The following is a 26,401-nucleotide window of genomic DNA, read 5'->3' on the forward strand; positions in this document are numbered from 1 at the left end:
CGAGGGCATGGAGAGGATCGGCATGAGCAACCCGTTCGAGGACCCCGAGGGCGTCTACCTGGTGCTCGTCAACGACGAGAACCAGCACAGCCTGTGGCCCGACTTCGTGGACGTCCCGGCCGGCTGGCGGACCGTCCACGGGCCCGCCTCCCGCCAGGAGTGCCTGGAGCACGTCGAGACCCACTGGACCGACATGCGGCCGCGCAGCCTGGCCGAGTCGATGGACGGCTGAGCAACAGGGCGGAAAACGCCGGGACATGACTGAGGGGGCCGACACCGTCGGCCCCCTCAGTCATGCTCACATCCGCCGGATCAGGAGGCGGGCTGCTCCACCTTCGTGGCCGGCTTGCCGTCGACCGCCGCCGTCAACTGCGGCACCAGACGCTCCAGTTCGTACGGCAGGCTCAGCACCGTACCGAAGGACACGGCGTTGCCGTAGTCGCTGGACTCGTTGACGTACACCTCACGGCCCTCGGTGACGACCTTGAGGTCCTTGTAGGTGGCGTCCTTGTGCAGCTTCGCGGAGTCCTTGGCGACGTCACCGACGATCCACACGATCGCGTTCTGGTCCAGCAGGTCGGTGCGCTCCTTGCTGATGTTCGCGCCGAACTGGTCCCCGATCACCTTGTCCAGGTCCGCGGGCAGCGTGAAGCCGAGGTTCGTCAGCAGCCGCGAGCGCGGGTCCTGGCTGCCGAACACGAAGATGCCCTCGTACGGCGTCGCCATCAGCGCGGTCTTCCCCTGGAACTCGGGGTGCTCCGCCTTGACCGCGTCGATCTTCGCCTCGGTCTCCTTGACGGCCGCGGCCGCCTCGTCCGGCTTGCCGAGCGCCTTGCCGATCGTCTCGGTCTGCTCCTGCCACGGCACGCCGTAGTCGTTGTACTCCTTCGGCTGCGCGACCACGGGAGCGAACTTCGACAGCGACTCGTACTGCTCCTTGGTGATGCCGCCGTAGACGCTGAGGATCAGGTCCGGCTTGAGCGCGGCGATCTTCTCCACCTGCGGGCCGGTGCCGGTGTCCTTCAGGACGGTCGGGGCCGCCTCCCCGCCGAGCTTGTCGGACGCCCACGGGCCGACGGCCCCCTTGTAGCCGCCGATCCATTCGGTGGTGCCCACCGGCACCGTGCCGAGGGCGAGCACCGCGTCCTGGTCGGTGAGGCCGACGGTGACGATCCGCTTCGGCTCGGACTTGATCGTCGTACTGCCGAACTTGTGCGTGATGGTGACCGGGAACTGGGACTTCCCGGAGGCCGTGGCCTTCGAACCGGCTGAGGAGGAGCCGGTGTCCGAGTCGTCCCCGCCGCAGCCGGCGGCCGTGGCGAGGACGACGAGGGCGGAGGCCAGCGCTGCGGCCGTACGTGACGCTCTGCGGAAGCGGGGCATCGGTGGTTCCTTCGGTAGGTTCCTGTGGTGCTGGGCGGTGGTGTGGGGGAGGGGATGTGAGGGCGCTGGGGCGTGGGGGTGTGGGGTCTAGGAGGCGCCGGGGGAGCGGGTGTCGGACCAGGCGTCCCACAGGGCCGCGTACGGCCCCCGGGCGGCCTTGAGTTCGTCGTGCGTGCCCGTCTCGACGATCCGGCCTGTGTCCATCACCACGATCCGGTCGGCGGTCGCGGCCTGGCTCAGCCGGTGGGCGACGATCAGCGCGGTACGGCCGTCCACGGCACGGGCCACGGCCTTCTCCAGGGCACGGGCACCGGCGCTGCCCGCCTCGGCGGTGGCCTCGTCCAGGATCACCAGCGGCGGATCGGCGAGGACCAGCCGGGCCAGGGCGAGCGCCTGGGTCTGCGCGCCGTCCAGCCGGTGGCCGCCGTCGCCGACCACGGTGCGCAGCCCCTCGGGCAGCGCCTCCGCCCAGTCGAGGGCGTCGACCTGCTGGAGCGCGGAGCGCAGTTCGTCGTCGGTGGCGTCGGCGCGCGCCAGCCGCAGATCGTCGGCGAGCGGACCGGCGAACACATGGGTCTCCTGGGTGAGCAGGGCGATCGTCCGGCCCGCGCCCGCCGCGCCCAGTTCGGCCGGCGGGACCCCGCCCACCAGGACGGTGCCCTCGGCCGGCTGCTGGATGCCCGCCACCAGCCGGGCCAGCGTCGTCTTTCCGGCGCCGCTCGCCCCGACCAGCGCCACCCGCTCGCCCGCCCGGACCGTCAGGTCCACGCCGCTGAGCACGGGATGGCCGGGCCGGTAGGAGTGGCCGACGCCCCGCACGATGACGTCCACCTCGCCGGTCGCCGCCGGGCGGGCCGGAGCCTGCGCCGGCGGCAGATCGGTGACGCCGACGAGCCGCGCCAGACCGGCGGTGGCCGACTGGGCGTCGTCCAGCAGCACCAGGGCGGCGTTGACCGGCGCGAACAGACTGTGGAAGTACAGGGCCGCCGCCGTCGCCGTACCGATCGACGCGAGGCCCGCGTCGACCATCCAGCAGCCGGTGGCCAGGATCGCCGCGAGCCCGAGGTACTCGGCGACGTGCAGCCGGCTGTAGAAGCCGAGCACGAGCCGCACACCCTGCATCATCAGCGCCACCAGCGACCCGGAACGCTCCGTGACCCGCTCGGTGTGCTCCCGCTCCAGCCGGAACGACCGCACGGTGGAACCGCCGCCGACCGTGTCGAGCAACTGCTGCTGCTGGGCGCTGCCCGCCACCCGCTGCCGCGCGTACAGCGGCACCGCGCGGGCCACGTACCAGCGGGCGGTGACGACCTGGATCGGCACGGCGACCAGCGCGGCGAGCAGGAACCGCCAGTCCAGGACGGCCAGCGCGCCGAAGGTGAGCACGATGGTCAGCAGCGACCGGGCGAACTCCGGCAGGGCGCTGCGCACGGCGTCCGCGATCAGCGACACGTCGGCGGTCACCCGGGCGGTGAGGTCTCCGGCGCCCGCCTTCTCCACCCGCTCCAGGGGCAGTCCCAGGGCGCGTTCGACGAACCGCTCCCGCAGCCGGGCGAGCGTCGTCTCGCCGAGCCGGGAGATCAGCGACAGCCCGAACCCGGTCGAGACACCCTGCGCGACGGCGACGGCGACCAGCAGCAGGGCGGTGGTCGTGATGGCGTCGGCGGCCGCCGAGCCGCGGTCGGCGGCCAGGTCGACGATCCGGCCCAGCAGCGGCTGCACCAGCAGTCCTACGGCGGTGGAGGCGACCATCACCGTCAGCGCGCCCAGCGCCAGACGCCGCTGCGGACGCACCAGTTCGGCGACGGCGGCCCGGGTGCGGGCGGGGGTGGCCACGGGGAGGAGCGTGGGGGTCTCGCGCTTCTCGGTGGGGCGCTCGTCGTTGTCCGTGGGGCGCTCGCTCATGAGAGGACCGCCGTCCGGTAGGGGGCGCACTCGTGGACGAGCTGTTCGTGACCGCCGCTCGCGGCCACGCGGCCGCCGTCGAGGAGGACGACCCGGTCCGTGATCCCGAGCAGGGCGGGGCTGTTGGTGACCAGCACGGTGGTGCGGCCGGCGCGTATCTCCCTGATCCCGGCGGCGATCCGGACCTCGGTGACGGCGTCCACGGCGGTCGTGGGCTCGTGCAGCACGAGGACGGGCGCGTCGGCGGCGAGCGCCCGGGCCAGCGCCACCCGCTGCCGCTGGCCGCCGGAGAGCGAGTGCCCGCGCGCGGTGACGGCGGTGTCGCGGCCGTCGGGCAGCGTGCGGACGACCTCGTCGGTCGCGGACGCGGTGAGGACCGCGGAGACCCGCGCCCCTCCGACGGCCGCCGGGACCGCCGCGGTGACGTTGTCCAACAGGGTCCCCTCGAACAGGTCGGCGTCGTGCTCGGCGACGAGCAACGCGGCCCGCAGCCCGGTGAGATCCAGCGCGGTGAGCGCCGTCCCGTCCAGTTCCACGGCCCCTTCGTCCGGGTCGGCGCGGCGGCCGAGCAGGCGCAGCAGCGCGGCTGCGTCGGCGGGGTCGGCGGTGACGACACCGACCGTCTCACCGGCGGCGACGTCCAGATCCAGCGCGCGCAGCGGCCCGTACGACACCCCGCGCAGCGCCACCGGCAGACCCGGCCGGGTCTCGGTGCCCGCCGGTACGGCCGCCCGCGCGGACTCCGCCACGGGGGACACCGCGCGCGGCGCGTCCAGCACCTCGGCGATCCGGCCGGCCGAGGCGCGGCCCTGCGCCAACTCGGCGTTGACCCAGGAGAACTCGGAGAGCGGCCCGATGAGGAACAGGGCCAGCGCGACGGACGAGACGAGTTCGCCGATCCCGATGTCCCCGGAGGCCGCGAGCCGTCCGCCGACGAGCGCGACGACGGCCAGGAACGCGCCGGTGAGCACGGTCATCATCGCGTTCTGCCAGGCCTCGGCGCGGGCCGCGCGCAGGGTGGCGGTGAGGGACTGCCGGCTGATGCGCCGGTAGCGGGAGACGGCCGTCGGCTCGATGCCGATGCCCTTGAGCACCCGCAGCCCGGCGACCAGGTCCGCCGCCACACCGGAGGCGCGCGCGGCCTGCTCCTGCTCGTGCTCGCTGCGCGCCTCCAGGGGCTTGCTCAGCAGATGAACGAGCCACAGCAGCAGGGGAGTTCCGAGCAGGACGAGCAGCCCGAGCGGCAGGGACACCCGCAGCAGCACGACCGCGCCGACCGCGAGGCCGGTCGCCGCCGCGATGCCGACGATCAGCGCCATCATCACGGCGCCGACCCGTTTGGCGTCCTCCGTCGCGATGTTGGCCAGCTCGCCGGGCAACCGGCCCTCCTCCGCGCCGCCTTCGGGTGCGAGGACGCGGCCGATCACCTCGGTCCTGAGGCGGTGCGCGGTGGTCAGGGCGGCGCGTTCACCCGCGCGGGCACTCCACCGGAAGCTGAACGACAGCCCGACGTAGACCACGGCCAGGACCCCCAGCCACAGCAGGAGTCCGGGCACGTCGCCGTCGACCACGCCCTCGTCGATCGCCAGACCGATGAGCACCGGCACGAGGGCCTCGCCCGTCTGATGTCCCATGCCCAGTACGGCGCCCAGCGTCACATCACGACGCTGTTCGCGCACGGCACGCCGCAGGACCTTCCGGCCGGGCGGGTCCGCCTTGCTCACGTTTCCCTCCGGACCGATGGCTCACGGCACTTGAGAAGCTACCCACTGACTTAGGTAAGGCTAACTTCTATCGCATCCGGGTGCCAGGCGCCGAGTCGAGATCCTGTGATCGCGGGTCACGATGTGATTGCGAGGGCCACCGTCTCTACGGCCATCAGGGCCGCGGCCGCCAGGAGCACCCCGGCGAACACGCGCCGCAGCACCGCCCCGGAGACCTTCGCCGCGAGCCGCCCGCCGTCCCACGCGCCCAGTACGGCGGCGCCCGCGAACGGCGCGAGGACGGCCGGGTCGAGCCCGTCGGCGGGCCCGGCGCGGACCGCCAGCGCGGCAAGGGAGTTGAGCGTGATCACCAGCAGGCTCGTTCCCGCCGCCTCCCGGATCCGCAGTCCGACGGCCGCGGTCAGCGCGGGCACGGCGAGGAATCCGCCGCCGACGCCGAGGACTCCGGTGGTCGCGCCGAGCCCGGCACCGGCCGCCAGCGCATGCAGGGGCCGGGGCGGCCGTACGACGTCCCCGGCGGTCGGTCCCGGGAGCAGCATGCGCGGGGCGGCCGCCGCCGCGATCACCGCGAAGGCGCCCGTCAGGACGGCGTCCGGCAGCCGGGCCGCCAGGGCGCCGCCCGCCAGCGCGGTCGGCACACCGGCCGCCGTGAACAGCAGCCCCGTGCGCCAGCGGACCAGGCCCTGCCGCGCGTGCCGGGCGAGCGCGGTGGCCGCGGTGACCGCCACGACGACCAGCGCGGCGGTACCGGCCGCGACCGGGGGCACGCCGAGCCCGACGAGCGCCGGGACCGTCAGCAGGCCGCCGCCCGCGCCGAGGGCGCCGAGCGCCAGCCCCACGAGGGCGCCGGCCGCCAGCGCGAGGACCAGGGCGGTCACGACGGCGCGCGCGGGCGGGGACACCGGTTCACCAGGGCCGGTCCGGCTCGAACGTGTCGTCCACGGCGACCACCGCGCGGCCCGCGGCGTCCAGCAGCGAGGCGGCGACGGCCGCCCGCGCGCCGCCCGCGCAGTGCACCCACACCTGACCGTCCGGCAGGTCGCCGAGGCCCCGGGGCAGGTGGTGCAGCGGCAGATGCACCGAGCCGGGCACGAATCCCCCCGCCCGCTCGGCGGTCCGCCGGACGTCGAGCACGACGAGCCCCTCACGCGGGTGCACGGCGGCCAGATCGTCGAAGCGGGCCCGCGGGAAGGAGACGGGCTTCTCGCCCGCGGTCAGCCAGGCGGCGGGACCGCCGGTCGCCGCGGCCGCCGGCCGGTCGATGCCGACCCGCGCCAACTCACGCTGGGCGTAAGCGACTTGCTCGTCCGAGTCGCCGAGCAGTGTGACCGGCCGGCCCCAGGGGACCAGCCAGGCGAGCCAGGTGGCGAACTGCCCGTCCGTCTCGAAGTTGACCGTCCCCGCCACATGCCCCGCCGCGAACGCGACGCGATGCCGCAGATCGACCACCCACTCGCCCGCCGCCAGCCGTTCGGCGATCTCGTCGGCGTCGGCCGCCCCCGCCGGGGTCAGGTCGACCGGCGCGGGCCCGGCCGCGTTGGAGGGACCCATGTGCGTGTAGTAGGCGGGCACGTCGTCCAGACCGGCCAGGAGATCCGCGACGAACACGTCCACCTCGCGGGTCAACGCCGCGTTGGCCGTCTTCTGTCCGCCGATCGTCGCGGCGCCGGGGGTCGCCGGTGCGGAGGCGCAGAAGCTGCCGAACCCATGGGTGGGCAGCACGGCCGTGTCGTCGGGGAGCGTGCCGGCCAGCCGACGGGCGGAGGCGTGCTGGGCGCGGGCCAGTTGGCCAGTCAGTCGCGGTTCGACCAGGTCGGGCCGCCCCACGGTGCCGAGCAGCAGGGATCCGCCGGTGAACACCGCGACCGGCACGCCCCGTTCCTCCAGCACGTACGCGGTGTGGTGCGGGGTGTGGCCGGGCGTGGCGAGCGCCCTCAGGGTCAGCCCGGACGCCCCGTCCACGACGAAGGTGTCCCCGTCGTCCACCGGGGTCCGGGCGAAGGACACGCGCGCGCCGGACGGCACCAGATAGGCGGCGCCGGTCACCTGGGCCAGATGCAGACCGCCGGACACGTGGTCGTTGTGCAGATGCGTCTCCACGACATGGGAGATCCGCACCCCGGACCGGGCCGCCGCCGCGATCACCCGGTCGATGTCACGCGGCGGGTCGACGACGACGGCGTTCCGTGAACCCCCGGCCAGATAGCCCCGGTTGCCGAGTCCCGCCGTCTCGACGGTGTCGATGAAGAACACGCGCGCACTCCTGACTCAGAGGGAGCCGACAGAGAACCCACCGGGCACGTCACAGCCGGCCGGTGAGCATGCCGTGCCAGTACAGCGGCGGCAGCACGTACCGCTTGAACACCCACATGTCACGGCGTTCCTTGAAGGTGTCGATCAGTGGGAACGACGGCCGGGGCCGCAACTCGTAGTCGAACTCGGCGAGCAGCATGCGGTCGCGGGCCGTGACCAGCGGGCAGGACGTGTATCCGTCGTAACGCCGGTGCGGGGAACGGCCGTTCATCACCGCGACCAGGTTCGCCGCGACCACCGGCGCCTGCGCGCGCACGGCCGCGCCGGTCTTGGAGGTGGGCAGATGCGCGATGTCGCCGAGCGCGAACACGTTGTCGTACACCGGGTGTCGGAGGGTGTGCCGGTCGGCGGCGACGAACCCCTGCGGGCTCGCCGGGTCGGCGAGCGGCCCCGCCTTGATCCAGTCGGGCGCGCTCTGCGGCGGAACGGCGTGCAGCAGGTCGTAGGGGAGGTCCTCCGTCGTGCCGTGCGGGTGGTCGGTGACGGTGAGCGTGCGCCGGTCGCCGTCCACGGCCGTCATCTCCGACCGGAACCGCACCTCGACGCCGTAGCGGGAGGCCACCCGCTCCAGGATCTCCCGGTAGGGGCTCACCCGGAACAACTCGCTCTCGGGGAGCACGAAGACGACCCGGATCGCGGCCAGGACCCCGCGCCGCCGCCAGTGGTCGGCGGCCAGATACATGATCTTCTGCGGCGCCCCGCCGCACTTGACGGGGGTGGCCGGCTGGGTGAACACGGCGGTGCCCGACCGCAGTTCCCTGATCAGCTCCCAGGTGCGCGGGGCGTGGGCGGCCGCGTAGTTGCTGCTCACCCGGTCCCGCCCGACCGCCTCGGCGAGACCGGGCACCGCGTCCCAGTCGAGCTGAAGACCGGCGGCCAACACCAGGTAGTCGTAGGCGAGTTGCCCGCCGTCCTCCAGGGCGACCGTGCGGGCGTCGGGGTCGACGGCCGTCGCGGCCCGGCGGATCCAGCGCACCCCGCGCGGCACGACCGACGCCTGCGGGCGCCGCGAGCCGGCCAACGGGGCCTGGCCGCCGCCCACCAGGGTCCACAGCGGCTGGTACCAGTGGGTGCCGGAGGGTTCCACGAGGGCGATGTCCTCGACCCCGGCACGGCGTAATCGGGCGGCGACGCCGACACCGGCGCTGCCGCCGCCGACGATGACGACCCGATGGCGCCGGACGAGTGAGGCGGAGCCGGAGCGGGAGGACATGGTGTGACTCCTCGTCATGTGGTGTGCGCGAAACGGTCGTTCGGGGGCCGCAGGGCGCCCGTCACCGCTGGTACTCCACTGGAGTGCAACTTGTATCCTAGGCGGCCGTCCGTCGCGGGCCCATGGCGCCGCCCGTCCGAGGGATCGCTTCGAGCCAGGGGACGGCGGCCCCCCGGACGGGCGAAGATGGGTCGCATGTCAACCAGCGAGAGCGCTTCCGAGCGGGCGTACGCGGCCATCCGCGAGGGCATCCTGAACGGCACCCACGCAGCGGACACCATGCTCGGCGAAGCCGGTCTCGCCGCCCGCCTCGGCGTCAGCCGCACCCCGGTCCGGGCCGCGCTCGCCCGGCTCCAGGACGAAGGCTGGATCACGGTGTATCCCAAGCGGGGCGCGCTGGTGCGCGGCATGAGCGAGAAGGCCGTCGCCGACCTCGCCGACGCCCGGCTGATCCTGGAGGGCACGGGCGTCCAGCGGGCGACACCCCGGCGCAGGCTCGCCGTCGCCGACCGGCTGGCCGCCGACATCGACCGCCAGAAGCAGGCCCTCGCCGACGGCGACCTGCGGCGGTTCGCCGAACTCACCGTCGCCTTCCACCGCTCCTTCGTCGAGGCCGGCGACAACCTGGTGATGCTCGAGCTCCACGACCGGCTCGCCGACCGTCAGCGCTTCCTGCTCTTCGCCTACGGCAACACGCTCCTCGCCCGCAGCGACGCCGTCATCGCCGAGCATGAGGACCTGGTGACCCGGCTGAGGAACGACGACGGCCCGGGTTTCGTGGAGACACTGCGCGCCCACCTCGGCGAGACCTACGGCTACGACCTGCGTCGGCTCTGCCCCTGACGGGCGTACGCCCGAGACCCTTTAGGCTTCTGGTGGTGATCACTTCATCGGATCATGAGGTTCACGGGGACGGGGGCAGATGAACAACGCGACGGAGGTGTTCCAGCCACTCCAGGCGGACGATCCGCACGAGGTGGCCGGCTACCGGCTGGCCGCCCGGCTCGGCGCGGGCGGCATGGGACGCGTCTACCTTTCGCACACACCGGGCGGCCGCCCCGTGGCCCTCAAGGTGGTCCGGCCCGAACTGGCCGACGACCCGGACTTCCGGCGCCGTTTCGGCCGGGAGATCAAGGCCGCCCGACGGGTCCGGGGCGCCTACACCGCCGAACTCCTCGACGCCGATCCGGACGCCGTACCGCCCTGGCTGGCCACGGTCTACGTCCCCGGCCCCTCCCTCGCGGAGGCCGTCGGACGGCGCGGCCCGCTGCCCGTGCCCGCGGTGCTGTGGCTGGTGGCGGGGGTGGCCGAGGCGCTCCAGGCCGTCCACGCCGAGGGGATCGTCCACCGGGACCTCAAGCCGTCCAACGTCCTGCTGGCCTCCGACGGCCCGCGCGTGATCGACTTCGGCATCTCGCTGGCCGCCGGCCTCACCGCCCACACGGCCACCGGCACCGCCGTCGGCACCCCGCAGTTCATGGCCCCCGAGCAGGCCACCGCGGGCGCGGTCACCACGGCCACCGACGTCTTCGCGCTCGGCCAGACGGCGGCGTTCGCGGCGCTGGGGGAGCCGCTGTACGGGGACGGCCCCTCGGTCGGCGTCCTGTACCGGATCGTGCACTCGGAACCCGATCTGGCCCTGCTGCCCGAGCAGCTCCGCCCGCTGATCGCGCGATGCCTGGCCCGGGACCCCGCCGAACGCGCCGACCTCGCGGAGGTCGTCGACTGGTGTCGGCAACGGCTCGGCCGGGACGCCGACGCGGGCGGCGGACCGGCCGTCTGGCGCGAGATCACCGGACCCGAGGTGCCGGTTCCGGCGCCGGTCCCGGCCCCCACGCCGGTGCACACGCCGCCGCTCCTCGCGGGGCCGCCTCAGCCGGGGCCCTTGCAGGTGGCACGGCCGCAGCCTGCCGCGGACGACGTGCGCCGGTCCCGCAGACGGCGGGCCGCGCTGGTCACGGCCCTGGTGACCACGGGCGCGCTGGTGCTCGGCGGTCTGACGTGGACCGTCCTGGAGGCGGCGGACCGGATCCGCGAACGGGAGGCCGCCGCGTCCGGGTCCTCGACGCCGGGACCCAAGAGTTCCGGAGGGCCGTCGGCATCGGCGGCGGGGGCGGGGGCGGGGGCGGGGGCGGATTCCGAGACCGGCTCCGAGGGTGCCGGTGCCGAAGGCGGGTCCGGGGACGAGCCGGACTCTCCCTCGGCGGCCGCCGGGACACCACGGCCGGAGGCGCACGTTCAGCAGTGGCTGGACGAGAAGACCTCCCTGTCCTTCGAGGAGCCTCTCCGACGCGAGAACCGCAAGGGAGACATCCGCTTCCACTGCAAACAGGTCGGCTGCGCGCTGGAGAGCGACACCAGCGAGATCCGCCTGCTCTACACCGACAAGCCCGGCGCCGGCCTCGACACCTGCCGCGTCGCCCTGACCGGGAAGAACCCCGACCCGGGGTCCCTCCCGCTGGCCGCGGTGGCGGCCGGCAGCGAGATCTGCGTCAAGCACCCCTCCGGCGCCATCGCGCTGCTCGTGATCCAGGTGAAGTCGACGGCCCTGTGGGACACCCCCGGGATCAGCTTCATCACGGCGGACATGACGATCTGGCGGGAGACATGAGAGAGCGGCTCGCCGGGCACGAGCGCCGTTTCAACGCGCTCTTCGAGGCGTACTTCGACACCCTGCGATCCACCTTCGACGCACCGGAGTTCAGCACCTTCGCCCCCGAATGCCTGGACCTGGTGAGGGAGTTGTCGCTGCGCGGCGGCAAGCGGATCCGGGTCGTGCTCGTCCACGAGGCGGCGCGTCTGGTCACCGACGAGCCGGTGGCGGGGCTGGACGACGCGGCGCTGAGCGTCGAACTGCTCCAGACACACGGCCTGATCCACGACGACCTCATCGACGACAGCCCCCGTCGGCGCGGCGGTCCTTCCACCTACTACGCCTACCGGGACAGGTTCCCCGAACGCCCCCGGACGGCGCTCGGCCTCACCGTCCTCGCCGGTGACCTCGCGCTGGCCCTTTCCCTGCGCGTGCTGCTCGACTCCGAGGCGCCCCTCGGCGTGCGCCAGGCGATGGCCGAGGTGCAGACCCGCGCCGCGACGGACACCTTCGTCGGCCAGATCATCGACCTGGAACGCGACGTGACCCCCGAGGCGCCGACGGAGGACGTCCTGCACGCCGTCTCCGACTACAAGTCCGCCCGCTACTCACTGCTCGCACCCCTCCAGCTCGGCCTGCTGGCCGCCGGTGAACAGCCGGACCGTCACGCCCCGGCACTGCGCCGGTACGCCCGACTGGTCGGCATCTGCGGCCAGTTGAGGGACGACTACCTCGACCTCTTCGGGGACGAGGCCGTGACGGGCAAGCCGACCGGCACCGACATCCGGGACGGGAAACGGAGTTACGCCGTCTCCGCCCTGCTGTCGGCCGTCACCGGGGCGGAGCGCGCCCTGGTCGAGTCGGCGCTCGGCGACCCCGCCTGCACGGCGGAGACCGTCGCCGCGGTACGGGAGATCGGGCTCGCGCGCGGGGTGGCGGACCGGCTGGTCTCCGATATGCGCCGCCACGCGGAACAGGCGTCCGAGGAGGCCGCGGCCTGGCGTCCCCGCCGGCGGGCCGAGGCGGTGGAGTTCTTCGAACGGCTGCCGTGGTGGAGCGTGGAACGGGCCCACTGAGCGTCACCTCACCGCCGCGACCGGAGCGCGGTTCCGCTCCCGGCGGTCGTGGACCCGCCGCCCCACGGCCGCGGCGGCCACCAGCGCGGCCAGCGCCACGGCCGTCGTGCCCCGCCAGCCGACCGCGTCGAGCAGGGGCGCGGCGAGCGCCGTACCCAGGGCGCCGACGACGAAGTACAGCACCAGATAGACGCTGCTGAGGCTGCCGCCGCGCGCTGGATCGAGGGCGAGGACACGGCTCTGGTTGGCCGCCTGCGCGGCGAAGCAGCCGGCGTCGAAGAGCGCGAGCCCCAGGGCGGTGACCGCCGGGGTGCCGAGGCCCGTGGCCAGCAGTACCGTGCCCGCGGCCGCGGCCAGCATGCTCGCCGCGATGACGGTGCCGGGCGCGTGGCGGTCGGTGAGCCGACCGGTCAGCGGAAGCACGGCGAACCCCAGGAGCCCGGCCAGGCTGTACAGCCCGATGGCGGTGGCGCTCAGCGCGTGGGGCGGCCGGCCGAGCGCGAGGGCGAGCGAGACCCAGACGAGGTTGAACGCGAAATACCACAGGCCGCCGCAGACCACCGCCCGCCGCAGCAAAGGGTGTTGGCGCAGCAGGAGCGGGAGCGATCCGAGCGTGGCGAGGTAGCCGCGGTCGGCGGACGGCCGCCGCGCGGGCAGGAGCCGTACGGTGGCGACCGCGCCCAGCAGGGCGAGCGTGGCGAAGACGAGCAGCATCCGCCGCCAGCCGAGGGCGTCCGCGAGGGCGCCGCCGACGAGCCGGCTGAGCAGGATTCCGGCGGACATGCCGGCGGCGACCGTGGCCACGGCGGTGGCGCGGCGACCGGGTGGGGCGTGGCGGCCCGCGATGCCGCCCGCCTGGGCCGCGACCCCGGCCGTCGCGCCGATGACCAGATAGGCGGCCAGGAGCACGCCCGCCCCGGGAGCCGACGCGGCCAGCACCAACGCCGCTGCCAGCACGGCCAGTTGCCCCGCGATCAGGCGTCGGGGCGCGACCCGGTCGACGAGCGGCAGCAGCAGGGCGAAGCCGGCGGTGCAGCCGACGAGCGCGGCGGTGGGCACGAGCCCGATCACGGAGGACGGCACGCCGAGCTGGTCGGCGACATCGGTGAGCGCGGGCTGGACGGCGTAGTTGTTCGCGATGGCCGTACCGGCGACGGCCGCCAGCAGCAGCGTACGGCCCCGGTCCGCCGCCTCCCGGGTCACGGCCGCTCGCCCCGGACGAGGACGACGGCGTAACGGCAGTCGGTGTCGCTGTCGTTGACGAAGGTGCACGGCACCGGTTCGCCCAGCTCGATGGTGTCCCCGGCGCCGAGGGTGTGGACCGTGTCGCCCTCGTGGAAGGTGAGGTGTCCGTCGAGCACCCACACGGTCTGCCGTACGAAGGCGAAGGCGGCCGCCGGGTACGGCACCCGGGCGCCCGGCGGCAGCAGCACCTCGGCGATCTCGGCGGGGAAACGCGGGCCGGTGATCTGGCGCCGCCGGTAACCGGTGGCGGGGTCGCGCCACTCGGCCGTGTCGGCGCGGCGGCGCACCCCGGTCTCCGCCTGCCCGCTCGGCGTGCCCTCGGCGAGGGCCATCAGTGAGGAGACGCTGAGCTGGAACGCGGCGGACAGCTTGCCGAGCACGACGGCGGTGGGGCTGCTCTCCCCGCGCTCGATCCGGCTGATCATGGCCTGCGAGACCCCGGAGATCTCCGCCAGCCGCGCCAGGGTCCACCGCCGCCGCTCCCGCTCCGTCCGGACCCGCGCGGCGATCTGCCCGACCAGGGGATCTACTATGTTGGACATGAATCCAATATACGAGAGGTCGCGGGACGGCCGGAAGGCGGGGACGGTGAAGGCGACGGTGGCGGTACGCCCGGCTCGCGCCGACGACGGGGCGGCGATCCTCGCCATCCGCAACCACGCGATCGAGCACTCGACGGCCCTGTGGACGGAGACCCCGCAGACTCCCGCCGAGGGCGTGCTGTGGCTCGCCGCTCATCTGGAGCGCGGCTCCGCGTTCGTGGCCGAGGCGGGCGGCGAGGTCGTCGGATTCGCGGTGTACGGCCCGTGGCGGCAGTACGACGGCTATCGCCACACCGTCGAGAACTCGGTCTACGTCCGCGAGGGCCGGCACGGGCTCGGTGTCGGCTCGGCGCTGATGGCCGTGCTGGTCGACGCGGCGCGCGCGGCCGGTCATCACGTCATGATCGCGGGCATCGAGTCCGGGAACGAGGCGTCCGTCCGGCTGCACGAACGGTTCGGCTTCCGGGTCGTAGGGGTGATCCCCGAGGTCGGTACGAAGTTCGGTCGGTGGCTCGATCTGACGCTGATGCGCCTGTCGCTTTAGTCAAAGTTGACTAGAGTGGGGGGATGGGAGAGCAGACGATTCCGATCCTGCCGTGCCGCACGCTTCCGCCGGTGCTCGACTTCTACACCGCCCTCGGCTTCGAGGTGACCTTCAGCCAGCGCAGCCCCAACCCCTACGCGGTGGTCCAACGCGGCGCCGTCCAGCTTCAGTTCTTCGGCCTGAAGAGCTTCGACCCCTCGACGTCGATGAGCACCTGCTACATCGTCACCGATGACGTGGACGGCCTCTACGACGCCTTCCGCGCCGGCCTCAAGACCGCCTACGGGAGGATCCCGACCCGGGGCCTGCCGCGCATCGGCCCGCTGAAGGACACCTCCTACGGGATGCGGCAGTTCCTGATGACCGACCCCGGGGGCAACTGCATCCGGGTGGGCCGCCCGACGAGCGAGGACCAGCGGCACCGGCCCGCACCCGAGGAGACCTTCGCCCGCGCCCTCCACCACGCGTCGCTGCTCGCCGACTCGAAGGAGGACCCGGCCGCCGCCGCGAAGGTCGTCGACCGGGTGCTGTCCCTCACGGACGAGCGGCCGACGCCCGTGCAACTCCTCCAACTCCTCACTCTGCGCGCGGACATGGCGGCCCGTCTCGGGGACGATACGACGATGAGGGCGATGCTCGACCGCGCACTGACCGTCGACCTCACGGCCACCGAACGCACCGAAGCCCGGGATATTCTGCGGCGCTTGGCGGACCTCCAGGACGAGGCCGCTGAACGATGAGACCGCCGGGGCCGGTTGCTCAGCGGCTCCGGATCGCGGTGGTGGCGAGGAAACCGGTCGCCGCGGCGGTGATGAGGGCACAGATCGCGAACACCGTGGCACGCTGCATGGAAGGTCCTTCCGTCCGTGGGGAATGGGCCCTGCCCAACGCCGACCGGGTCCCGGCCGCTTCACCGACGCCGCATTGCCACCCGAACGGACGCGCCGAACCCCACCGACCGGCCTACAACGTCACCCGACGACGGACTAAGAAACGATCAAGGTTTGTGCGCTCGGGCCAGGGCGTTGAAGCCGTCGCGCGTGGGCGGTGCCAGCCCGGCACCCGAGGTGACGACTCGCCCCATCACCGCCCCTGCGATCATGTGGTGGTGAGTTACGACCTTGCTGTGTGGGACGGTGAGCACCCGCTCGATGACGATGCGGCGGGCTCGGCCTTCGATGAGTTGTACGAGCGCTACCTCGAATCGGAGGATGTGGCTGTGCCGCCCTCCCCGCGCATCGATGCCTATGTGAACGCCTTGATCGAGCGCTATCCGGAGGATGGCCGTGACAGTCCATGGGCATCTCCTCCGGTGATCGACGAAGCCTCGGGACCGATCGTGTACCTGCTCATGTCCTACGGCAGGGCCGAAGAAGTCTCCGAGTACGCCGCCGCGCTGGCGCGCGAGTACGGGCTGATCTGCTTTGACCCGCAAGGAGAACGGCTGCTGGTCGGGAACGACGGTGAAGCACTGCGTGGGCAGATGCCCACCGGCTCCTGCCGGGGCGGACCTGCGTCGTTGTCACTCACTCGCCCGCAACTGCTTCCACCTCAGTGACATGGCGGGCGATGCGATCGATGCGGCCGACCGGCAGTGCCCGGTCCTGGGCAGCGGACCTGAAAGGTAGCTGGGCTCGACCACGTGACCACGGTAGCGAGACCGGCCCCGCCCCGGGCGGGACCGGTCTGCTTCAGTGCAGGAAATCCCGCCAGAACGGGACGGTCGCCTGCGGGCGCCAGTCGTCGGGGGTGTGGGCGTCGAAATCGTCGAACTCGTGGTTGACGTAGTCGATCAGGTCAGTGCCGTAACACATGATGTCGGTGCCCCACACTGAGAGAACCGGGTGACTATGGGAGCCATGGCCGGCGGGCAGAAACCGATGCGCGTAGATGGGAACGAGCTTGGGGACCTGAGCAAGCAGTGCCTGAGCTTGCTGAAGGGCCTCGTCGGTATTCTCCGGCCGTTCCCCCCAGCTCGGATGCCAGTAGCCGTGTCGGACCGACAGGACAACGCCCTCCACCGGCCACTCAAGCCGCTTTCGAAGTTCTTTGGGGTCGCCGTTCCGCCAGTCCGGCCACGGCTTCTCCCACGTGTCCCCCTCTTCGGGCGGCTGACTGACCGGCAAGCCCGATGCCAGGAAAGCCCGGTGGTCGTCGGCAAATTCAAAGCCGTATTCCTGCTCAATACGCTGGAGCTCGATCTCGCTCAGCCCCGGAGCTATCTCGCAGCAGTCCGCAACGGCGAGAAGGCGCGCTGCTTCGATCCCCAACTTCATCCCATCCGGTCTCATCACGCCGGGACAGTACTGGTCCCGCCATCTGAGCTCGAACAGTTTTCGAAGACCACCCGGCTGCAGGCGGAGCCGCCTGACGCGAGATGAGCTCAGCCGCGCGGTGGCAGGACCTCGATCACGGTGGCCGTTCCGGCAACAGGTCGGGCTTCGTACATGGTGATCACATCGCCGCACTTCAGGTGCCTCCACAGCTCGGGGCTCAGAGGAGCCAGCCGAACGTCGGCGGTCTCTCCCGGGCCGAGCTCCTGCGCATACTCCACCCACAACCGGGCGATGTGCAGTTCTCGCTCCTCGCCAGCGGTGCGGTTGCCGATGTCCCACATAGGCCGGAGCCGCCCGTCCGCGGCAAAGGCAGTCCGGCGTCGGCCCTCCTCCGCACCCACCAGGCTCAGGGTGGCCCGGACGGTGCCGTGTCGAACTTCCCAGCCCCGCCACTCGCACCAACGCAGGCTGCGGTCGAGCATCATCTGGCGAGCGGCCTCGGCGAGGAGTTCCCAGAAATCAGCGGACACGGGGTGGACATCCCCGATCTCGATGAGAACGCCGAGCACCATCTCCCACTCCTGGCGCACGATGTCCTCGCGCACATCCCCGACCGTCTGTCCGTTCTCTGCCGCCGCGTCCTGCGGCAGCAGATCGGCGGCCTGCCGAAGGAGTGTGAACGCGTCATCCATGTGCTGCATTCTCCCCCGTCTCCGGACGCCCGTTGAAGGGCGACCAGACCGACCGGAGTTGGCGGCGCGACACGCCCCATGCTCGCTGGCGCCGCGATTGTTGCCCGCTATTTCGAGCAACCCGACAGTTCCGCGGTGGGCCGCCGGCCGTGTCGCAGTGCGTCCTTGAGGTGTCCGTGTCCTTGGAGTCGATGACGCCGATGCCGCGCAACAGGTCCCAGGCGGGGTGGGTGCCCACATAGGCTCCGCCGGTGAGTTCTTGCAGGTCGTGTCCGGTGTGCAGAACGGCCGCGGTGTACGACGCGGGGAACACGACCCCGGCGATCTCCTCCGATCCTCGAGATCCACACCGGCACGCCAGAGCGCGCTCGCAAGCCCGAACAAGCACATTCAGGGGTGCGCCGCCCGGCCCCACCGAGGAGGATGACGGCCGTGCACCTTCCCCACGTCTACCGCGTCACGAAGTACGACCCCGCCGACCGTGACGAACACGGGCACTACACCGGCACCGAGAGCACGGCGAGCGACCATGGCGCCGTCGAGGCGGCCTACCTCCGGGCGGTCGAGGCGTTCGCCGCGGAGACGGGCGTCGGCCGCCTCGCCGTGCGCGAGCCGCAGGTGCCGTCACTCGCACACTTCGGCGGAGAACCGGCGCTGCCCGGCTTCGGCCTCGACGCCCTCTTCCCGGACGGCCTCACCAGCCTCCACGACGGCGCCGAAGTGCCGCTCGGAACCGGCCTGGAGATGGTCCGGTTCATGCTGCGCGACGCGGGGGTCTGGTGCCGCCTGGAGGTGGCGGACGTGTTCGCGGTGCACGTCGGCTGGGACCAGTACCTCTACGTCGGCAGCGACCGGCCCTGCGAGGAGGCGGTGACGCGCACCGCCGCGCTCGGACTGTTCGCGGAACGGTGCGCGGCATCCCCGTACGCCGTGGAAGAGGAGGAGGACGGACGCGTCCAGGTTCCTGCGGACGACGAGTTCTGGGCCCGCGTACACCGGGCGGTCGCCGACGGCGAGGCCGGGCTGTTGGAGGAGACGTTCGTCGCGGGTGCCGAACGCTGGCACCGGCTGACCCCCGAAACCGTCGACGCGGTGCGGGCCGGGCTCGTTCCCCGCGCGTGTCTGGCCCTCTGGCCCGACCTGTCCACCGATGTCACCGCTGTCCTCGCCGGCCTTCCCGCCGACGGTCTCGTGGAAGGTGTCTGGCAGGAGCCGGACGGGCGGATCAGGAACGCGGTCGTCGACGAGAGCGGGTTCGCCGAGCTGGCCGTGCGGATGTCCGCCGCCACCGCCGCGACGCTTCTGTCCGTTTACGCCGACGAACGCGTCCCCCTTCTCACCGCCGTTCTGCCCGACGGCGACGGTGTGGTGCGGGCCCGTTGGCGGAGCTGAGCCGTGGCCGGGCGGCGGCAGTCCGGAGAGCGCCGCCGCCGGCCGGGGCCGGGCTACTGCTCGGCGGGCTTCGGGGCCGCCTGTTGGACGACCTCGAAGGACCACAGGGTGGAGGCCGAGGCCGCCGGCTGTGGGCGTTCGCCGTCTGACGCGCCGCCGCCGCGGTGGGCCGCCTTCATCGGGCCCTCCAACCACGCCTGGAACGACTCCTCGTCGCGCCAGCGTGTGTAGACGAGGTAGGTGTCCGTGCCCTCGACCGGGCGGAGCAGCTCGAACCACTCGAAGCCGTCCGAGTTCTCGACGGCGTGGGCGCGTGCGGCGAACCGCTTCTCCAGGGTCTCCCGCTGTTCCGCCGGGACGGTCAGTACGTTGATCTTGACTACGCTCATGGACCCATCCTGCACGCACCCCACATCGGCGCGACGCACCGGGCCACCTTCGGACGTGTTCGTGGGACCATCGCAGTTTGCGCAGCATCACCAAGAGGGGCGGACATGGCCAACTGGAAGGTCATCGGCGGAATCGTGGCGGGAGTCCTCGTCATCGGCGGTATCGGGTCGGCCCTGGACGACAAGGAGAGCGGCAAGGGCGGCGACGCCGTCGGTTCGGCGACTCCCAGTGCTTCGCGTACCGCCACGTCCCCGGCCAGCGCCGGTCCTGACGGCAAGGGCGATGTCGAGAAGCACGCCGTTCCGCGGTTCGTCGGTATGGGGCTCCAGTCCGCCCAGGACGCCGCTCAGGAGGTCGGCTTCTACAGTCTGACCTCGCACGACGCCCTCGGCCGCGGCCGGATGCAGGCGTTCGACCGGAACTGGAAGGTCTGCTCGCAGAGCGTCGCCGCCGGCCGGACCGTGGCGACGGACACCGAACTCGACTTCGGCGCGGTCAAGCTGGACGAGACCTGCCCCGCCAAGGACCGGACCGCTCCCGCGAAGGCCGACGGGACGATGCCCGACTTCAAGGGCAAGTCCGTGAAGGTCGCCCGCGCGGCGCTCGACTCCGGCACCTCGATCACCGTGGAGGACGCGTCCGCCGACGACCGGTTCGTGTTCCTGGAGTCGAACTGGCAGGTCTGCACCCAGAGCCCGAAGGCCGGTGCCGAACTGAACGGGCAGCCCGTGGAGTTCACGGCCGTGAAGTTCGGCGAGTCCTGCCCCTGACCGGCCGGAGGCGAGGCGCGTCGCACGCCTGCCCCCGGCCGGCCCCGTCAATCGGCCGTGAGGATCAGGAACCGTTCAGTTCCGCGCGGACCGTGCGGGCCGCCGTGACCAGGTTCTCCAGGGACGTGCGGGTTTCCGGCCAGGCGCGGGTCTTGAGGCCGCAGTCGGGGTTGACCCAGAGACGTTCGGCGGGGATGGCCCGCAACCCCGTGCGCAGCAGATCTGCCGCCTCCTCCGCGCTCGGCACCCGCGGGGAGTGGATGTCGTAGACACCCGGGCCCGCCTCGCGCGGATAGCCGTGGGCGGCGAGTTCGCGGGCGACCTGCATATGGGAGCGGGCCGCTTCGAGGCTGATGACGTCCGCGTCGAGGTCGTCGATGGCCTGGACGATGTCGCCGAACTCGGCGTAGCACATGTGGGTGTGGATCTGGGTGTCCGGGCGCACCCCGGCCGTGGTGAGACGGAACGCCTCGGTGGCCCAGGCCAGGTACGCCGTGTGGTCGGCCGCCCGCAGGGGCAGCGTCTCGCGCAGGGCGGGCTCGTCGACCTGGATGACCGAAGTCCCGGCCGTCTCGAGGTCGTTGACCTCGTCGCGCAGCGCGAGGGCGACCTGCCGGGCGGTATCGCCGAGGGGCTGGTCGTCGCGGACGAAGGACCAGGCGAGCATGGTGACCGGCCCGGTGAGCATGCCCTTGACGGGGCGTGAGGCGAGGGACTGGGCGTAGGCCGTCCAGCGCACGGTCATCGGCTCGGGGCGGGAAATGTCCCCGGCGAGGATCGGCGGACGGACGTAACGGGTGCCGTAGGACTGGACCCAGCCGTGCTGCGTGGCCAGATAGCCGGTGAGCTGTTCGGCGAAGTACTGGACCATGTCGTTGCGTTCGGGCTCGCCGTGCACGAGGACGTCGAGACCGGCCTTCTCCTGGAAGGCCAGCACCTCCTGGATCTCCGTCCTGATGCGCTCCTCGTAGGCCCCCGTGTCGATGCGTCCGGCGCGCAGATCGGCGCGTGCGGTGCGCAGTTCGGCGGTCTGCGGGAAGGAGCCGATGGTGGTGGTCGGCAGCAACGGCAGGCCCAGGTGGGCGCGTTGGGCCGTGGCGCGTTCGGGGTAGGGCTGGGCGCGGCGGGTGTCCGCGTCGGTGACGGCCTCGGCGCGGGCCCGGACCGCCGGGTCACGGGTGATCGGGGAGTTTGCGCGGGAGGCCAAGTCGACCTTGTTGGCGGCGAGTTGGGCCGCGATGGCGCCGGTGCCGCGGGTGAGGCCCTTGGCGAGGGTGACGACCTCCGCGGTCTTCTGACGGGCGAAGGCCAGCCAGCGCAGGATCTGCGGGTCGATGTCCCGCTCGGCGGCGGCGTCGAGCGGCACATGGAGCAGGGAGCAGGACGCGGCCACGTCGACCCGGTCGGCCAGACCGAGCAACGTACCCAGCGTGGTGAGCGACGCGGAGAGGTCGTTGACCCAGATGTTGCGGCCGTTCACCACACCGGCGACCAGCCGCTTCCCGGGCAGCCCGCCGACGGCGGCCAGTGCGTCCAGGTTGGCGGCCGCCCGCTCGGTGAAGTCCAGCGCCAGCCCCTCCACCGGGGCCTTGGCCAGCACGGGCAGGGCCTCGCCGAGCCGGTCGAAGTAGGAGGCCACGAGCAGTTTCGGACGGTCGGTGAGGGCGCCGAGGTCGCGGTAGGCGCGGGCCGCGGCGTTGAGTTCGGCCGGGGTGCGGTCCTGCACCAGGGCCGGTTCGTCGAGCTGCACCCAACCGGCCCCGGCGGCACGCAGATCGGCGAGGACCTCGGCGTACACGGGCAGCAGCCGGTCCAGGAGGGTCAGCGGGTCGAAGTCCGCCGGCACACCGGGTGCGGGCTTCGACAGCAGCAGATAGGTGACGGGACCGACGAGAACCGGCCTGGCCGTGAGCCCGAGGGCATGGGCCTCCTCCAACTCGGCGACCTGCTTGGCGGAGTCGGCCGTGAAGACCGTGTCCGGGCCCAACTCGGGCACCAGATAGTGGTAGTTGGTGTCGAACCACTTGGTCATCTCCAGCGGCGCCACGTCCTGGGTGCCGCGGGCCATCGCGAAGTAGCCGCCCAGCGCGTCCGCTTCGACGGCGGCGCGGTGCCGTTCGGGGATCGCGCCCACCATCACGGTCGTGTCGAGGACGTGGTCGTAGTACGAGAAGTCCCCCGTCGGGACCTCGTCGACGCCGGCGGCGGCGAGCTGCCGCCAGTTGCTCCGGCGGAGTCCGGCGGCGGTCTCCCGGAGGAAGTCGGCGGTGACGCGGCCCTTCCAGTGGCCCTCGATCGCCTTCTTCAGTTCCCGGCTCTGCCCCTGACGGGGGTAGCCGTACACGGTGGCCCGTGCTGCCGCGGCTGCGGGCTTGGTGGTCACGGAGATCTCCTTCGCGAGACTGATCCCTGAGATCCCGGCGACGGGACGAGAGCGCGAAGGGGTGACAGACCGTACGGCAGCGGCCCACGGCCGTCCGTACGATGTGTGCGCCGACCCGCCCTCGAGGTCACCGGGATGTCCGCGCGTGAGTGCTTCACGCACGGGCAGTTGGCAGGTCTTCGGACTCGTGGGCGCGTCCTCCGGCCGTCGGAGGTCACCTACTGGCCGTCGCTTCCCAGACCCTGTTCGTCGGGCCCAGTGCGTATGACGGCGGTCGTTCCCACTCACCGCTGCGGGGCAGTCCCGGATTCCCACCGGGTTCCCTCTTACGACGCTCCCGCCTGGCGGACGGGGCGAACCAGCTACGCGGGCCACCCTACGCGGTGCCGTCGTCCGCGTGAAACCCCCGGCCGCCGCGTGCCCCCGACCGGACGAAACCGACCCACCCGCCCCGGGCGTCCCTCCCGACGACAGGAAGATCACGACGACACGAGGACGGACACCATGGACCGGAACGACCCGATCCCGGCGGCCCAGGCGGCCCCGATGGCACGCCACGGCCGCCGCGCGGCACTCACCCTCGGCGCCGGAGCGGCCCTCGCCACCGCCCTGCCGGGTTCCGCACAAGCCTCCACGACCGACACGACCGACACGACCGCCGCGCACGCCTCGACGACCGCCGGAACACGCCTCGGCCGGCGCTTCCACGCCCTCGAACGCCGGTACGCGGCCCGCCTCGGCGTCTACGCCCACGACACGGCCACCGGACGGACGCTGGCGTACCGCGCGAACGAGCGGTTCCCGCTGTGCTCGGTGTTCAAGACCCTCGCCGCGGCAGCCGTGTTAAGGGATCTCGACCGCGACGGGGAGTACCTCGCCCGCCGGATCCGCTACACCGAGGAGTACGTCACCGCCTCCGGGTACGCGCCGATCACGGGCACCGACGAGAACGTGGCCGCCGGGATGACCGTCGCCGAACTGTGCGCCGCCACCGTCTCGCACAGCGACAACGGCGCGGGCAATCTGCTCCTGCGCGAGCTGGGCGGACCGACCGCGATCACCCGGTTCGCCCGCTCGCTCGGCGACCCGACGACCCGGCTCGACCGGTGGGAGCCCGAGCTGAACACGGCGGAACCGTGGCGCCGGACCGACATCACCAGCCCCCGCGCCATCGGCAGGACCTACGCACGGCTCCTGCTCGGCGGGGTCCTGCCGCGCGCGGACCGTGAGCTGCTGACGGGCTGGCTGGTCGCCAACACCACCAACACCGCCCGCTTCAGGGCCGGTCTGCCCGCCGACTGGACGCTCGCGGACAAGACCGGGGGAGGCGCGGCGTACGGCGTCGCCAACGACGTGGGGGTCGTATGGCCCCCCGGTCGGCCGCCGATCGTGCTGTCCGTGCTGTCGACCAAGTACGCCCCCGAGGGTCCCACGGACAATCAACTCGTTGCCCGGGCCGCCGCACTGGTGGCGGACGCGCTGACCTGAGAGCAGGCCGGCCGTCAGGACCGGGTGATCGTCACCTTCAGGTGCTTCATCAGCGGCTGGTCGCTCTGCTCGCTGTAGTCGCTGATCGCGCACAGCACGTTCATCTCCGGCATGTAACCGGCCGCGCAGCCCCGCGGGATGTCGTACGGGATGGCCAGGTAGCCGTCGAGGCGGCGTTCGCTGCCGTCCTTGGCGGTGCTGACGATGTCGACCGGGTCGAACTCGGCGATGGCGCGGTCCCGCATGTCGTCCTTGTTCATGAAGACGAGCGTGCGGAGGTTCTTGACGCCCCGATAGCGGTCGTTGTCGGAGTAGATCGTGGTGTTCCACTGGTCGTGGGAGCGCATCGTGCCCAGGGCGAGGGTGCCGGGTTCGGGGACGACGTCGGGCAGCGGGGCCGCGGAGAACTCGGCGAGGCCCGACGGCGTGCGGAAGACCAGTTCGCGCGCCGGCTGCTTGATACGGAAGCCGAGCGGCAGCCGCACCCGGCGGTTGCAGTCCTCGAAGCCGTCCAGGACCTGGGCCATGGTGTCGCGGATACGGTCGTAGTCCTCGACGTACCAGTCCCAGGGCGTGCCGCTGTCCGGGAGGGCGGCGCGGGCCATGCCGGCGATGATGGCGGGCTCGGAGAGCAGATGCTTGGAGGCGGGGCGCTTCATGCCCACCGACAGATGGACCATGCTCATCGAGTCCTCGACCGAGGTGGCCTGGATGCCGCCGCGTTGGTGGTCCTTCTCGGTCCGGCCCAGACACGGCAGGATGACCGCCTGCCGGCCGTGGACCAGATGGCTGCGGTTCAGCGTGGTGCTGACCTGCGCGGTCAACTCGCAGGAGCGCAGCGCCTCATAGGTGTACGGGGTGTCGGGCGCGGCGAGCGCGAAGTTGCCGCCCATGCCGACGAACACCTTCACGTCGCCGCGGTGCATCGCCTGGATGGTGTTGACGGTGTCGAGGCCGTGCTTGCGCGGCGGGTCGATCCCGCACACCTCGGCCAGCCGGTCCAGGAACTCCGTACCGGGCCGGTGGTCGATGCCGCAGGTGCGGTTGCCCTGGACGTTGCTGTGCCCGCGCACCGGGGAGGGTCCCGCGCCCTCGCGGCCCAGATTGCCGCGCAGCAGAAGGAGGTTGACGATCTCGCGTACGGTGTCGACGCCGTGCTCGTGCTGGCTGACGCCCAGGCACCAGCTGATGATGCTGCGGTCGGCCTCCCGGTACACCTGCGCCGCGTGCAGGATGTCCGCCCGGCTGACGCCGGACTGCCGTTCGATCTCCTCCCAGGAGGTGTCCTCGCACACCGTCCGGTAGGCGTCGAAGTACGCCGTGTGCCGCTCGATGAACTCCTGGTCCAGCGCCTTCGGATCGGTCTTCGCCTGTTCGAGGACTGCCTTGGCCATGCCGCGCAGCAGGGCCATGTCGCCGCCGATGCGCGGCTGGATGTTGAACGTGCTCGTCCTCGTCGTCTTGAACAGGGCCATGTCCAGGAAGTCGTGCGGCACGATCGTGCGGGTGGCGGCCGCCTCCACCAGGGGGTTGATGTGCACGATCTGGGCGCCCCGGTGGTACGCCTCGGCGAGCGCGGTGAGCATCCTGGGCGCGTTCGAGGCCGCGTTGACGCCCATGATGAACAACGCGTCCGTGCTCTCCCAGTCCTTGAGGTCGACGGTGCCCTTTCCGGTGCCCAGGGACGCGTCGAGAGCGCGGCCGCTCGCCTCGTGGCACATGTTGGAGCAGTCCGGCAGGTTGTTCGTGCCGAGTTCGCGGACCATCAACTGGTAGAGGAAGGTGGCCTCGTTGCCGAGGCGGCCCGAGGTGTAGAAGGACGCCTGGTTCGGGTCGTCGAGCGAGCGCAGGGTGCGGCCGACCAGTTCGAACGCGTCGTGCCAGGTGGTCGGGACGTAGTGGTCCGACTCCGGGTCGTAGACCATCGGTTCGGTCAGCCGGCCCTGGTCCTCCAGGGCGAAGTCGCTCCAGCCGGACAGCTCCGTGACGGAGTGCTCGGCGAAGAACGTCCGGTCGACCCGCTTGCCGGTCATCTCCCACGTGACGTGTTTGATGCCGTTCTCGCAGATGTCGAGGTGCAGCCCCTTGGTGTCGTCCGGCCAGGCGCAGCCGGGACAGTCGAAGCCGTCGCCCTCGTGGTTCATCCGCATGATCGCGCGGGGGCCGTCGAGCAGGGCGTGCTCGCGCACCAGGACCTTGCTCACGCTCTTCGCGGCCCCCCAGCCCGCGGCCGGGTGGTGGTACGGATGGAAGTCCGGCTCGCCCGCGGGGGTCGGACCCACCTGGGGTCCCCGCCGCTGCCGGCCCTGGTCGGAGGCGTTCACCGCGCTCACCCCTTCGTCGCCGTCGTCCCAGGCTATGCCGGGGGGGTCCGGTCCCGCCATGTCGCACCGGCGGTCGCGCTTAGGTTAGGCGAACCTAAGATCGGATAGTGTGCTGGTATTCCTTTCAGTTCTCCCGGGAGTCGGCTTG

At 72.2% G+C, this 26,401-nt stretch carries 23 protein-coding genes and 1 riboswitch; of the genes, 10 read left to right on the top strand and 13 right to left on the bottom strand.

From position 1 onward, the window contains the following. The first annotated feature begins 22 nt into the window (after positions 1 to 22). Positions 23 to 232 carry an MbtH family protein gene (locus AFM16_RS34885; protein ID WP_030783072.1) on the top strand — a complete coding sequence of 70 codons (210 nt, stop codon included), beginning with the start codon at positions 23 to 25 and terminating at the stop codon, positions 230 to 232. An 80-nt stretch (positions 233 to 312) separates the two neighbouring features. Here the strand turns inward: AFM16_RS34885 and AFM16_RS34890 are convergent, their stop codons facing one another. The 6 genes from AFM16_RS34890 to AFM16_RS34915 form a co-directional block, all read right to left on the bottom strand. Further along, complete coding sequence (locus AFM16_RS34890) at positions 313 to 1,383, bottom strand: iron-siderophore ABC transporter substrate-binding protein (protein ID WP_030783070.1); 1,071 nt, start codon at positions 1,381 to 1,383, stop codon at positions 313 to 315. An 87-nt stretch (positions 1,384 to 1,470) separates the two neighbouring features. After that, positions 1,471 to 3,288 carry an ABC transporter ATP-binding protein gene (locus AFM16_RS34895; RefSeq protein WP_078636351.1) on the bottom strand — a complete coding sequence of 606 codons (1,818 nt, stop codon included), beginning with the start codon at positions 3,286 to 3,288 and terminating at the stop codon, positions 1,471 to 1,473. After that, positions 3,285 to 5,012, bottom strand: a complete 1,728-nt coding sequence (locus tag AFM16_RS34900) for an ABC transporter ATP-binding protein (RefSeq protein WP_078636352.1) — start codon at positions 5,010 to 5,012, stop codon at positions 3,285 to 3,287. Before AFM16_RS34900 ends, AFM16_RS34895 begins: the two co-directional genes overlap by 4 nt. A 116-nt stretch (positions 5,013 to 5,128) precedes the next feature. Beyond that, positions 5,129 to 5,890, bottom strand: coding sequence for a sulfite exporter TauE/SafE family protein (locus AFM16_RS34905; RefSeq protein WP_078637192.1), 762 nt, complete (start codon positions 5,888 to 5,890; stop codon positions 5,129 to 5,131). A 28-nt stretch (positions 5,891 to 5,918) separates the two neighbouring features. Next, positions 5,919 to 7,265 carry an MBL fold metallo-hydrolase gene (locus AFM16_RS34910; protein ID WP_078636353.1) on the bottom strand — a complete coding sequence of 449 codons (1,347 nt, stop codon included), beginning with the start codon at positions 7,263 to 7,265 and terminating at the stop codon, positions 5,919 to 5,921. Between the two features lie 49 nt (positions 7,266 to 7,314). Beyond that, positions 7,315 to 8,538, bottom strand: a complete 1,224-nt coding sequence (locus AFM16_RS34915) for an NAD(P)/FAD-dependent oxidoreductase (protein WP_078636354.1) — start codon at positions 8,536 to 8,538, stop codon at positions 7,315 to 7,317. Between the two features lie 195 nt (positions 8,539 to 8,733). Here AFM16_RS34915 and AFM16_RS34920 point away from each other — a divergent pair, with 195 nt between their 5' ends. The 3 genes from AFM16_RS34920 (at position 8,734) to AFM16_RS34930 (ending at position 12,207) form a co-directional block, all read left to right on the top strand. Next, on the top strand, positions 8,734 to 9,381 hold the full coding sequence (locus AFM16_RS34920; RefSeq protein ID WP_078636355.1) for a GntR family transcriptional regulator: 648 nt from the start codon (positions 8,734 to 8,736) through the stop codon (positions 9,379 to 9,381). A 79-nt stretch (positions 9,382 to 9,460) separates the two neighbouring features. Beyond that, positions 9,461 to 11,149 carry a serine/threonine-protein kinase gene (locus tag AFM16_RS34925; protein WP_078636356.1) on the top strand — a complete coding sequence of 563 codons (1,689 nt, stop codon included), beginning with the start codon at positions 9,461 to 9,463 and terminating at the stop codon, positions 11,147 to 11,149. After that, a complete protein-coding gene (locus tag AFM16_RS34930; RefSeq protein WP_078636357.1) occupies positions 11,146 to 12,207 on the top strand; it encodes a polyprenyl synthetase family protein in 1,062 nt (353 codons plus the stop codon). Before AFM16_RS34925 ends, AFM16_RS34930 begins: the two co-directional genes overlap by 4 nt. Before the next feature lie 3 nt (positions 12,208 to 12,210). Here AFM16_RS34930 and AFM16_RS34935 read toward each other — a convergent pair whose 3' ends face one another. Next, positions 12,211 to 13,410 (bottom strand): MFS transporter, encoded by a 1,200-nt coding sequence (locus AFM16_RS34935; RefSeq protein ID WP_078636358.1) that lies wholly within the window; start codon positions 13,408 to 13,410, stop codon positions 12,211 to 12,213. Then, a complete protein-coding gene (locus AFM16_RS34940) occupies positions 13,407 to 13,994 on the bottom strand; it encodes a helix-turn-helix domain-containing protein (RefSeq protein WP_078636359.1) in 588 nt (195 codons plus the stop codon). Before AFM16_RS34940 ends, AFM16_RS34935 begins: the two co-directional genes overlap by 4 nt. Between AFM16_RS34940 and AFM16_RS34945 the strand changes: the two genes are divergently transcribed. From AFM16_RS34945 to AFM16_RS34955, 3 genes are all read left to right on the top strand, one after another. Next, on the top strand, positions 13,993 to 14,538 hold the full coding sequence (locus AFM16_RS34945) for a GNAT family N-acetyltransferase (RefSeq protein WP_078636360.1): 546 nt from the start codon (positions 13,993 to 13,995) through the stop codon (positions 14,536 to 14,538). The two genes, AFM16_RS34940 and AFM16_RS34945, sit on opposite strands and share 2 nt — an antisense overlap. Positions 14,539 to 14,561: 23 nt before the next feature. Then, positions 14,562 to 15,278, top strand: a complete 717-nt coding sequence (locus AFM16_RS34950) for a bleomycin resistance protein (protein WP_078636361.1) — start codon at positions 14,562 to 14,564, stop codon at positions 15,276 to 15,278. A gap of 368 nt (positions 15,279 to 15,646) precedes the next feature. Further along, the gene (locus AFM16_RS34955; RefSeq protein WP_370628121.1) at positions 15,647 to 16,096 is read left to right on the top strand and encodes a hypothetical protein; all 450 of its coding nucleotides are present in this window, start codon (positions 15,647 to 15,649) and stop codon (positions 16,094 to 16,096) included. Between the two features lie 133 nt (positions 16,097 to 16,229). Here AFM16_RS34955 and AFM16_RS34960 read toward each other — a convergent pair whose 3' ends face one another. Beyond that, positions 16,230 to 16,814, bottom strand: coding sequence for a hypothetical protein (locus tag AFM16_RS34960; protein ID WP_245177874.1), 585 nt, complete (start codon positions 16,812 to 16,814; stop codon positions 16,230 to 16,232). A 107-nt stretch (positions 16,815 to 16,921) separates the two neighbouring features. Continuing rightward, positions 16,922 to 17,515 (bottom strand): hypothetical protein, encoded by a 594-nt coding sequence (locus AFM16_RS34965; RefSeq protein ID WP_078636362.1) that lies wholly within the window; start codon positions 17,513 to 17,515, stop codon positions 16,922 to 16,924. A gap of 423 nt (positions 17,516 to 17,938) precedes the next feature. On the opposite strand from AFM16_RS34965, the gene AFM16_RS34970 reads away from it, so the two are divergent. Then, the gene (locus AFM16_RS34970; RefSeq protein WP_245177875.1) at positions 17,939 to 18,898 is read left to right on the top strand and encodes an RNA-binding protein; all 960 of its coding nucleotides are present in this window, start codon (positions 17,939 to 17,941) and stop codon (positions 18,896 to 18,898) included. Between the two features lie 53 nt (positions 18,899 to 18,951). Here the strand turns inward: AFM16_RS34970 and AFM16_RS34975 are convergent, their stop codons facing one another. Beyond that, positions 18,952 to 19,287, bottom strand: a complete 336-nt coding sequence (locus tag AFM16_RS34975; RefSeq protein ID WP_078636364.1) for an antibiotic biosynthesis monooxygenase family protein — start codon at positions 19,285 to 19,287, stop codon at positions 18,952 to 18,954. A gap of 105 nt (positions 19,288 to 19,392) precedes the next feature. Here AFM16_RS34975 and AFM16_RS34980 point away from each other — a divergent pair, with 105 nt between their 5' ends. Continuing rightward, complete coding sequence (locus AFM16_RS34980) at positions 19,393 to 20,058, top strand: PASTA domain-containing protein (RefSeq protein WP_245177876.1); 666 nt, start codon at positions 19,393 to 19,395, stop codon at positions 20,056 to 20,058. A gap of 64 nt (positions 20,059 to 20,122) precedes the next feature. Here the strand turns inward: AFM16_RS34980 and metE are convergent, their stop codons facing one another. After that, positions 20,123 to 22,441: a 5-methyltetrahydropteroyltriglutamate--homocysteine S-methyltransferase gene (metE, locus tag AFM16_RS34985; RefSeq protein WP_078636365.1), complete on the bottom strand. Its 2,319-nt coding sequence runs from the start codon at positions 22,439 to 22,441 to the stop codon at positions 20,123 to 20,125. Positions 22,442 to 22,594: 153 nt separating this feature from the next. Then, positions 22,595 to 22,819: riboswitch (cobalamin riboswitch) on the bottom strand. Positions 22,820 to 22,945: 126 nt separating this feature from the next. Here metE and bla point away from each other — a divergent pair. Then, positions 22,946 to 23,929 (top strand): class A beta-lactamase, encoded by a 984-nt coding sequence (gene bla, locus AFM16_RS34990; RefSeq protein WP_245177877.1) that lies wholly within the window; start codon positions 22,946 to 22,948, stop codon positions 23,927 to 23,929. Between the two features lie 14 nt (positions 23,930 to 23,943). On the opposite strand, the gene AFM16_RS34995 is transcribed toward bla, so the two are convergent. Continuing rightward, positions 23,944 to 26,313, bottom strand: a complete 2,370-nt coding sequence (locus AFM16_RS34995; protein ID WP_078636366.1) for an FdhF/YdeP family oxidoreductase — start codon at positions 26,311 to 26,313, stop codon at positions 23,944 to 23,946. Positions 26,314 to 26,401 lie beyond the last annotated feature (88 nt).

Origin of the sequence: Streptomyces antibioticus (assembly GCF_002019855.1) — a bacterium.
In the GTDB taxonomy this organism is placed as follows: domain Bacteria; phylum Actinomycetota; class Actinomycetes; order Streptomycetales; family Streptomycetaceae; genus Streptomyces; species Streptomyces antibioticus_B.

Coding starts and splice junctions, on each gene's coding strand:
- AFM16_RS34885 (WP_030783072.1), top strand. CDS start 23: ATGAGCAACCCGTTCGAGGACCCCGAGGGCGTCTACCTGGTGCTCGTC.
- AFM16_RS34890 (WP_030783070.1), bottom strand. CDS start 1,383: ATGCCCCGCTTCCGCAGAGCGTCACGTACGGCCGCAGCGCTGGCCTCC.
- AFM16_RS34895 (WP_078636351.1), bottom strand. CDS start 3,288: ATGAGCGAGCGCCCCACGGACAACGACGAGCGCCCCACCGAGAAGCGC.
- AFM16_RS34915 (WP_078636354.1), bottom strand. CDS start 8,538: ATGTCCTCCCGCTCCGGCTCCGCCTCACTCGTCCGGCGCCATCGGGTC.
- AFM16_RS34920 (WP_078636355.1), top strand. CDS start 8,734: ATGTCAACCAGCGAGAGCGCTTCCGAGCGGGCGTACGCGGCCATCCGC.
- AFM16_RS34925 (WP_078636356.1), top strand. CDS start 9,461: ATGAACAACGCGACGGAGGTGTTCCAGCCACTCCAGGCGGACGATCCG.
- AFM16_RS34930 (WP_078636357.1), top strand. CDS start 11,146: ATGAGAGAGCGGCTCGCCGGGCACGAGCGCCGTTTCAACGCGCTCTTC.
- AFM16_RS34945 (WP_078636360.1), top strand. CDS start 13,993: ATGAATCCAATATACGAGAGGTCGCGGGACGGCCGGAAGGCGGGGACG.
- AFM16_RS34940 (WP_078636359.1), bottom strand. CDS start 13,994: ATGTCCAACATAGTAGATCCCCTGGTCGGGCAGATCGCCGCGCGGGTC.
- AFM16_RS34950 (WP_078636361.1), top strand. CDS start 14,562: ATGGGAGAGCAGACGATTCCGATCCTGCCGTGCCGCACGCTTCCGCCG.
- AFM16_RS34960 (WP_245177874.1), bottom strand. CDS start 16,814: ATGAAGTTGGGGATCGAAGCAGCGCGCCTTCTCGCCGTTGCGGACTGC.
- AFM16_RS34965 (WP_078636362.1), bottom strand. CDS start 17,515: ATGCAGCACATGGATGACGCGTTCACACTCCTTCGGCAGGCCGCCGAT.
- AFM16_RS34975 (WP_078636364.1), bottom strand. CDS start 19,287: ATGAGCGTAGTCAAGATCAACGTACTGACCGTCCCGGCGGAACAGCGG.
- AFM16_RS34980 (WP_245177876.1), top strand. CDS start 19,393: ATGGCCAACTGGAAGGTCATCGGCGGAATCGTGGCGGGAGTCCTCGTC.
- bla (WP_245177877.1), top strand. CDS start 22,946: ATGGACCGGAACGACCCGATCCCGGCGGCCCAGGCGGCCCCGATGGCA.
- AFM16_RS34995 (WP_078636366.1), bottom strand. CDS start 26,313: ATGGCGGGACCGGACCCCCCCGGCATAGCCTGGGACGACGGCGACGAA.